Origin of the sequence: Streptomyces sp. NPDC091282 (genome assembly GCF_044757385.1) — a bacterium.
Taxonomy (GTDB): Bacteria; Actinomycetota; Actinomycetes; order Streptomycetales; family Streptomycetaceae; genus Streptomyces; species Streptomyces gramineus.
On record NZ_JBIVUX010000004.1, the window covers coordinates 63797 to 69563 of the forward strand.

At 72.3% G+C, this 5767-nt stretch carries 5 protein-coding genes; 1 reads left to right on the plus strand and 4 read right to left on the minus strand.

Features of this window, described 5'->3' with window-relative positions; genetic code table 11:
* Positions 1–36 precede the first annotated feature (36 nt).
* Positions 37–1392, minus strand: a complete 1356-nt coding sequence (locus ACIQOE_RS19420; protein ID WP_401412607.1) for a lysine N(6)-hydroxylase/L-ornithine N(5)-oxygenase family protein — start codon at positions 1390–1392, stop codon at positions 37–39.
* A gap of 54 nt (positions 1393–1446) precedes the next feature.
* Here ACIQOE_RS19420 and ACIQOE_RS19425 point away from each other — a divergent pair, with 54 nt between their 5' ends.
* On the plus strand, positions 1447–2400 hold the full coding sequence (locus ACIQOE_RS19425; RefSeq protein WP_351326961.1) for a methionyl-tRNA formyltransferase: 954 nt from the start codon (positions 1447–1449) through the stop codon (positions 2398–2400).
* 101 nt (positions 2401–2501) lie between these two features.
* Here ACIQOE_RS19425 and ACIQOE_RS19430 read toward each other — a convergent pair whose 3' ends face one another.
* From ACIQOE_RS19430 to ACIQOE_RS19440, 3 genes are read right to left on the minus strand one after another with little or no spacing between them, the layout of a single operon-like run.
* Positions 2502–3389 carry an ABC transporter ATP-binding protein gene (locus tag ACIQOE_RS19430; RefSeq protein ID WP_365553544.1) on the minus strand — a complete coding sequence of 296 codons (888 nt, stop codon included), beginning with the start codon at positions 3387–3389 and terminating at the stop codon, positions 2502–2504.
* Positions 3390–3393: 4 nt separating this feature from the next.
* On the minus strand, positions 3394–4482 hold the full coding sequence (locus ACIQOE_RS19435; protein WP_365553547.1) for an iron chelate uptake ABC transporter family permease subunit: 1089 nt from the start codon (positions 4480–4482) through the stop codon (positions 3394–3396).
* Between the two features lie 2 nt (positions 4483–4484).
* Positions 4485–5471: a FecCD family ABC transporter permease gene (locus ACIQOE_RS19440; protein WP_401413384.1), complete on the minus strand. Its 987-nt coding sequence runs from the start codon at positions 5469–5471 to the stop codon at positions 4485–4487.
* Positions 5472–5767: the final 296 nt, after the last annotated feature.

Sequence of the window (5767 nt, forward strand, 5' to 3'; positions counted from 1 at the left end):
GACCGTACCGTCCGGGCCACGGGAGTACGGGGCGGGTCAGACCGCCGTCAGCCGGTCGCCCAGCACGGACCGGTGGATCTCCTCCGCGCGGACCGCCACGGTCGACAGCAGCGTGCTGCTGAGCCCGTGGGTGTGCTCGGTCCCGCCCTGGAGGTAGATGCCCGCGGTGACCTCCGGCGCCGTCTCGACGCGGTGGTCCCGGCCCACCCGGATCGCGTCCCCGTCGTCCTTCAGGCACAGCTTGGCCGCGTCGCCGAGAAGCGCCGTCAGGTCCCGGGGCCGGTAGCCGGTGGCCAGCACCAGGACGTCGGCGGGCAGCACCTGCCGCTCGCCGGTGGGCAGGAACTCGACGGCGACCTCCAGACCGCCGCCGTCCGCGGGCGTGACGCCGCGCACCCGCGAGACGTTGAGGAAGCGCAGCCGCTCCCGGCCCGCCACCTTCTCCCGGTACGTGGTGGCGTACAGCGACTCGATCAACTCCATGTCGACCACCGAGTAGTTCGTGGAGCGGTGGTAGTCGAGCAGGGACTGCTTGACCTCGGAGGGCGACGAGAAGTAGACGTCGACCGCCTCCGGATCGAAGATCCGGTTGGCGAACGGGCTGTCGTCGGCCGGGGTGTAGCCGTACTTGGCGAAGACCGAGCACACCTCCGCGTCCGGGAACGTGCGGTGGAGGTAGTCCACCGTCTCGGCCGCGCTCTGCCCCGCACCCAGCACGATCGCCCGGCGCACCGGGGCGCCGGTGTCCGCCAGTTGCCCGGCGCGGGGAATCAACTCGCTGTTGTGCCAGATGCGTTCGGCCAGCTCAAGGCCGGGCGGCACGTGCGGTTCGAGGCCCATCGCCACACTGATGTTGCGGGCCCGGTGGGTCACGGTCGCGCCGGGGCGCTCCGGGTCGCGGCGGACGACGTCGAAGTACGCCACCCGGCCGTCCTCGCCGCGCACCGGGTCGACCGCGACCACCTCGCTGTCGTAGGCCACCAGGTGCGCGACCCGGGCGGCCGCCCACTCGAAGTACTCGTGGAACTCCATCCGCAGCGGGAAGAGCGTCTTCTGGTTCAGGAAGTCGATCAGTCTGCCGCGTTCGCGCAGGAAGCACAGGAAGCTGTAGTCGCTGGTCGGGTTGCGCAGCGTGACGAGGTCCTTGAGGAAGGAGACCTGCATCGTGGCGTCGTCGATCAGCATGCCCCGGTGCCAGCCGAACCGCGGCTGGCGTTCCAGGAACAGGGCGTCGATGCGACGGTCTGCCGCGAGACCCGCGTTGTGTTCCTCAACCGCTATGGACAGAGCGAGATTTGACGGGCCGAAACCGATCCCGACGATGTCGTGCACGACGTCGGGACCACTGATCGGTGATTTCACCTTGGCATCGCCTCCCTCAGGCCTGCCCATGCTAGATAAGGTAAGGCTTACCTAGCAATGGAGTCTTGGAAGGGAAGGACCGTCATGCGGGTCGTCATGCTCGGCTACCAGACGTGGGGTCACCGGACGCTGCAGGCGTTGCTGGACTCCGACCACGAGGTCGTCCTCGTCGTCACGCACCCGAAGAGCGAGCACGCCTACGAGAAGATCTGGGACGACAACGTCGCCGAACTGGCCGAGAAGCACGGCGTGCCGGTGCTGCTGCGCAACCGGCCCGACGACGCCGAACTCCTCGCCGCCGTAAGGGACTCGCGCCCCGACATCATCGTCGCCAACAACTGGCGCACCTGGCTGCCGCCCGAACTCTTCGACCTGCCCCCGCACGGCACCCTGAACGTCCACGACTCGCTGCTGCCCGCCTACGCCGGGTTCTCGCCGATCATCTGGGCGCTGCTCAACGGCGAGGAGCGGGTCGGCGTCACCGCGCACCGCATGAACGCCGAACTCGACGCCGGGGACGTCCTCGTGCAGCGCTCGGTGCCGGTCGGGCCCGCCGACACGGCCACCGACCTGTTCCACCGCACCGTCGGCCTCATCGCGCCCATCGTCCGCGAGTCGCTCGACCTGATCGCCTCCGGGCGGGACGCCGGCCAGTGGATCCCGCAGGACCGCGGCCGTGCCAGCTTCTTCCACAAGCGGTCCCTGGAGGACAGCCGCATCGACTGGACGTGGCCCGCGGAGCGCCTGGAGCGCCTCGTGCGGGCCCAGTCGGACCCGTACCCCAACGCGTACGCCTTCCACCGCGGCGAGCGGCTGAGGATCGTCTCCGCGGCCGTCTCCGAGGGGCGGTACGGCGGCACGCCGGGCCGGATCTTCATCCGCGAGGGCGACGGAGTGGTCGTGGTGGCGGGTCCCGAGGCCCACACGGGCCGCGACCGGGGCCTGCTGGTCCGCCGGGTACGGACCGACGACGGCGCCGAGCACGCGGCGGCGGACTACTTCCGCACCATGGGCGGCTACTTGACGTCCCGTCCCTGACGGCGGAACCGGCCCCGGCAGCCCTCGGACGGGCTCCGGGGCCGGACCGGTGGCACCGCGGCCGTCGCGGGCCCCGTGTCGCCGGTGCCCGCGCGTGCGGCTCAGTCGACCGTGGCCGGGACCGCCTTCCGCGGGGCGGGGGCGTGGTCGTCGTGGTGGTGGCGGCCGAGCGGGATGACCATCGGCGTGCCGCTGACCGGGTCGGGCGTGATCCGGCAGCGCAGCGCGAAGACGTCCTCGACGACGGCCTCGGTGACCACCTCGGCCGGCGGGCCCTCGGCGACGATCCGGCCCGCCTTCATGGCGATGACGTGATCGGCGTACCGGCAGGCCTGGTTGAGGTCGTGCAGGACCATCACCACCGTGCGGCCCTCGCGCCGGTTGAGGTCGGTGATCAGGTCCAGCACGTCGATCTGGTGCGCGAGGTCGAGATAGGTCGTCGGCTCGTCCAGCAGCAGGACCGGGGTGCCCTGGGCGACCGCCATCGCGATCCACGCGCGCTGCCGCTGCCCCCCGGACAGCTCGTCCACCGGCCGGTCGGCGAGGTCGGTGAGTTCGGTCGCGGCCAGCGCCGCCCGCACGGCCTCCTCGTCCGCCGCCGACCACTGCCGCCACCAGGTCTGGTGCGGGGAACGGCCGCGCCCGACCAGGTCGGTGACGGTCAGCCCCTCCGGCGCCACCGGCGTCTGCGGCAGGATGCCCAGGGTGCGGGCGAGTTCACGGGTCGGTATCGAGCGCAGCGCGGCGCCGTCCAGCTCGACCACGCCCCGGCGCGGGGCGAGCAGCCGCGCGAGCGCCCGCAGCAGGGTCGACTTGCCGCACGCGTTGGCGCCGACGATGGCCGTGATCCGCCCGGTCGGGACGGTGAGGTCCAGGTCCTCCACGACGGTGCGTCCGTCGTAGGCCAGATGAAGGCCCGCGGCACGCAACTCGGGTCCGGATGCGGGCGCTTCGGATGAGCCGGGGGTGCGCGAGTCGGTGGTCGACATGGGATCAGCCTCCAGAGCCCGCGCGGTTCGCGCGGATGAGCAGCCACAGCAGGACCGGCGCGCCCAGGGCGCCGGTGACGACCCCGACCGGCAGTTCCGTCCCGGGGATCGCCTCGCGTGCGAGGAGGTCGGAGCCGAGGACGACGAACGCGCCGGTGAGGCCGGAGACGAGCGGGGGCGGCGACGCGGTGCCGGCGAGCCGCAGGGCGATCTGCGGACTGGCCAGGGCCACGAACGCCACCGGGCCGGCCGCGGCCGTGCCGAAGGCGATCAGGCCGACCCCGGTGAGCAGCAGCGCCAGCCGGACCGGCTGGACGGGCGTGCCGAGTCCCGCCGCCACGTCGTCGCCGAGCTGGAGCGTGCGCATCCAGCGGCCCATGCCCAGGGTCACCGGCAGCAGCACGGCCAGCGCGACGGCCAGCGCGTCCACCTGGTCCCAGGTGCGGCCGTTGAGGTTGCCGACCAGCCAGCCGAGGGCCTCCTCGGCCTGGAACCGGTTGCCGCGCGCCACCAGGAAGTCGGTGGCGCTGGTGCAGATCCAGGACACGCCGATGCCGACGAGGATGATGCGGTAGCCGGTGGTGCCGCCCTTCCAGGCCAGCGCGTACACGAGCAGCGCGGTCGCGAGGGCGCCGAGCAGTCCGAGCGTGGACAGTCCGAGGCCGCCGGTCCAGCCGAGGACCACGGCCGCCACCACGGCGGTCCCGGCGCCCTCGGTCAGCCCGATCATGTCGGGGCTGGCCAGCGCGTTGCGGGTCATCGTCTGGAACACGGCCCCGGAGACCCCGAAGGCGACGCCGACCAGGAGCCCGGCGAGGGCGCGCGGCAGCCGCAGGTCCCGTACGACGGTGAGGGTGCCGGGATCGCCCGCGCCGAACAGGGCCTTGACGACGTCGGGCAGGCTCACCGGGTAGTCGCCGAGGGCGAGTCCCCAGCAGAACAGCGCGAACGCGCCGAGGGCGACGAGCACGCCGGTCAGCACCAGGCGCGGCCGGAACGTCCCGGAGACGGGCGGCGCGGCCAGCCGGAAGGTACGGTCGCGCAGCGCGGGCCGGGTCCGGGCACCGGAACGGACGGTCGGGGGAGCGGTCACGGTCACACCTCCGCGAGCTTGCGGCGGCGGACCAGGGCGATGAAGAACGGGCCGCCGAGGAACGCGACCAGCACGCCGGCCTGGATCTCGGTGGGCCTGGCCACGAGCCGGCCGGCGATGTCGGCGGTCAGCAGCAGTACGGGAGCCAGCGCCGCCGAGATCGGCAGCAGCCAGCGGTGGTCGGGGCCGATGCCGGCCGCCTGGGCCAGCACCCGCGCGATGTGCGGGACGACCAGGCCGAGGAAGACCACCGGCCCGATCACGGAGACCGAGGCACCGGTCAGCAGGACGACCGCGGTCACCCCCTGGAGCCGCACCAGGCCGAGCCGCCGTCCCAGCGAGGCGGCCACGTCGTCGCCGAGGGCCATGCTGTTGAGGGCCGGAGCGCAGGACAGCGCGAGGACGGCGCCCACCGCGAGGAACGGCAGGATGCGCAGCAGGTCGCCGGAGTCCTGGTCGGCCAGGGTGCCGGCGGACCAGAAGCGGTACCGGTCCAGCGCGTCCTGGTCGGTCAGGACCACGGCGCTGGTGAGCGAGGACAGCAGCGAGGTGACGGCCACTCCGGCGAGCGCCAGCTTCACCGGGGTCGCGCCGGACCGGCCGAGCAGGAAGACCAGGACGCTGGCGGCGAGCGCCCCGGCGAACGCGAACCACACGTAGCCGTACAGCGATCCGACCCCGAACACCGCGACCGAGACGACGATCGCGAAGGAGGCACCGGCGCTGACCCCGAGGATCCCCGGGTCCGCCAGCGGGTTGCGGGTCAGGGCCTGCATCAGCGCGCCGGACATGCCGAGCGCCGCGCCGGTCGCGAGTCCCAGCAGGGTGCGCGGGATGCGCACCGACCAGATCACGTTGTCCACGAGCCGGCTGGGCGGATGGCCGAGGACCGAGCGCACCACCTGGCCGAGCGGGACGTTCAACGCGCCCAGTGCCACGGAGAGAAGGGACAGAAGGACCAGGAGCGCGACGATCAGTGACACCAGCACCGTCGTGCGAAGCCTGCTGTCTGAAGCCACTTTCCGGTCTCCATACCGTCTTCCGGCGGGCCCCCGAGGACTTCTGAGGGCAGGTTAGGTGAGCATAACCTCAGCCGCTGTGATGTGGACCGCTGAAATCACATCGACCCTGTTGAGTTAGGCAATCCTTACCTTACTATGCGAGCGGTCGCGGCTCCGCTGAGCCGTTCCACACCTATGGGGAGGCACGGGCAGCTGTGTCGGGCAACACGCGTTCTTCCGCACCCTCTTCGGCGATTCCGGCTTCCGCGGACTCGGCGACGAGC